3 protein-coding genes are annotated in these 2,625 nt (G+C 75.3%); all 3 read left to right on the forward strand.

Features of this window, described 5'->3' with window-relative positions; translation table 11 throughout:
- Positions 1–913, forward strand: a 913-nt coding sequence (locus EYA84_RS30250) for an SbcC/MukB-like Walker B domain-containing protein (RefSeq protein WP_131057619.1), incomplete at its 5' end; no start/stop codon positions are given.
- A 55-nt stretch (positions 914–968) separates the two neighbouring features.
- Positions 969–1,925, forward strand: a complete 957-nt coding sequence (locus EYA84_RS30255; RefSeq protein ID WP_131057621.1) for a hypothetical protein — start codon at positions 969–971, stop codon at positions 1,923–1,925.
- Positions 1,925–2,625: spermidine synthase (locus EYA84_RS30260; RefSeq protein ID WP_131057623.1), on the forward strand; the 701-nt coding region annotated here is incomplete at its 3' end. The genes EYA84_RS30255 and EYA84_RS30260, both read left to right, overlap by 1 nt.

Here is a 2,625-nt window from a genome sequence, read left to right on the forward strand (position 1 = left end):
GGCCCGGGGCACGCTGGACGCGGCACAGGAGCGCCTACGGTCGGCGTGGCGGCGTTTCGACGGGGTACGCGACGGGGTGGCCCGGTTCGGACCACCGGCGGCCGACCGGGACGACGTCGCCACCGCGTGGACGACGCTGTCGGAGTGGGCCGACGAGCAGGTGCGGCAGCGCCGGACGCAGCGGGCCGGTTCGGCGCAGTCGGTCGCCGCGGCCGAGGCGGTGGCCACCGAGGTCGCGGCCCGGATCGCGGGCATCTTCACCGCCGCCGGTATGCCCGCTTCCGACGATCCGGTACGCGCCGCCACGGTCGCCGTGGAACGGGCCGAGGCCGACCTGCGCCGGCTGACCGAACGCCGCACCCAGGCCGAGGAGCTGCGCGCCCAGCGGGCCGAGCACGAACGCCAGGCGCAGGTGGCGCGGGCGCTGGCCGGGCACCTGCGCGCCAACAACTTCGAGCGGTGGCTGCTGGCCGAGGCGCTGGACCTGCTGGTCGACGGCGCCTCGGGGATCCTGCGGGAACTCTCCGGCGGGCAGTACGACCTGGTCCACGACAAGGGCGAGTTCTTCGTCGTCGACCACTACGACGCCGGGCTGCGCCGGGGTGTGCGTACCCTCTCCGGCGGTGAGACGTTCCAGGCGTCCCTGGCCCTGGCGCTGGCGCTCTCCGAGCAGTTGGCCGGGATGTCCACCACGGCGGCCAGCCTGGAGTCGATCGTGCTGGACGAGGGCTTCGGCACCCTCGACGCGGCCACCCTCGACACGGTCGCCGCCACCCTGGAGAACCTGGCCGCCCGGGGTGACCGGATGGTCGGCGTGGTGACCCACGTACCAGCCCTGGCGGAACGCATCCCGGTCCGCTTCGAGGTCCGTAAGGACGCCCGCTCGGCCCGCATCGAACGGACCGGCCGGTGAGCGCGAGGAGTGCAGCGCAGCGGAGCCCCGCAGTCGCGAACGAAAGGTTCGTCCCGTGAGCGCGGGACGGTTCTTCGTCGACGCGTGGGATCCGGCCTACGGGGCCTCGTTCGAGGCGTCGGCCGGACCGGCCGCGCCGAGCAGCGCCCAGGTGGAGGCGGACCACGAGCTTCCGGTGGTGGACTGGCGGGCGATCGGCCCCCGGCCCGGGGTGCGCGCCCCGGACGTGGTGCTGCTGGTCGACGGGGTACGCCGGATCGACGCCAGCGTCTGGACGGCGGAGGAGGACGGCACCTCGTTCCCGGGCCTGGCCGCGTCGTACGCCGCCGGGGTGGTCCGGTGCGACCTGGAGCGGGGCGCGGCCCAGCTGGCCGGCGCCAAGGTGGGCCGGGGACTCTTCACGTCCAGCCCGTCCGCCGCCGACGTGGTCGCCGGCACCGTCCGCTATCCGGTGCACCGGGTCAGCGGCACCGGGGAGCTGGCCAAGCTGCCGGCCGCCGTGCAGGGGCCGCTGACCGCGCTGGAGGTGGAGGTCTCGTCCGCCGCGCGTACCGACGACGACCTGCTGGTGGTGGACGGACCGCTGCGCAACCGGCGGCAGTTGCCGCGCACCCTCGGTTACATCAAGACCCAGCACAGCCAGTATCTCGACGCCCGGCTCACCGCGGTGGTCACCGGGCTCGCCGCCGGGCACCGCTCCCCGGTGTTCCGTCTGGGCACCGCGTGGGGCGGCTGGTCGTGGTACGTCCGGCTACCGGTGGCCGCCGGTGCGCCCTGGGCCGGGATCGTCCGGCTGGAGTGCTCGGCGGACCTGGAGATCGCCGAGGTGGTGCGGCTGGCCGACCTGTCGCTGGTCACCCTTCCCCGGTTCGCCTCCACTCCCTACAAGGACCCCCGCGCCCCGCAGAACCTGGTGCCGATCGCCGGGCTGGAACGGCTGCTGCGCTCCAGGCTGGGTGACTCCCGGCTGCTGCACCGCGCGTTGACCGCCGCCGCCCGGAGAGGTCGCTGATGGGTCGGCGGCGCGACGCCGACCGGATCACCGCGCAGGTCGACACCGGGCAGGCCGAGCTGGTGCCCGACCCGGACCGGCCCGGGTCGTGGACGCTGCTGCTGGACGGCGCCCCGCAGTCGCATGTGGACATGACCGACCCGACCCACCTGGAGTTCGAGTACGTCCGCCGCCTGGCCGCCGCGATCGACCTGGTCGCACCCGCCGGCGCGCCACTGCGGGTGCTGCACCTGGGTGGCGGTGCGCTCACCCTGCCGAGGTACGTCGCCGCCACCCGCCCCGGCTCGGTGCAGCGGGTCGTCGAGGTGGACGGTGCGCTGGTCGAGCTGGTCCGCCGGGAGCTGCCCTGGCGACCCGATGCGCGGGTGAAGGTCCGGGTGGACGACGCGCGGGCGGTGCTGGCCGCCGGGCGGGACGCCGGCTACGACGTGATCGTCGCGGACGTCTTCGCCGGTTCCCGGACACCGGCCCGGCTGACCTCGGTCGAGTACGCCGCCGAGGTGGCCCGGGTGCTCCGGCCCGGCGGTTGGTACCTGGCGAACCTGGCCGACGGCCCGCCGCTGCGGTACGCCCGTGGACAGGTCGCGACCGTCCGGGAACTGCTGCCCCGGGCCTGCCTGGTGGCCGACGCCGGGGTGCTGCGCGGGCGGCGCTACGGCAACCTGGTGCTGGTAGCCGGCCGTCAGGATCCGCCGGTGGC

Source organism: Verrucosispora sp. SN26_14.1 (genome assembly GCF_004307965.1).
Classification (GTDB): domain Bacteria; phylum Actinomycetota; class Actinomycetes; order Mycobacteriales; family Micromonosporaceae; genus Micromonospora.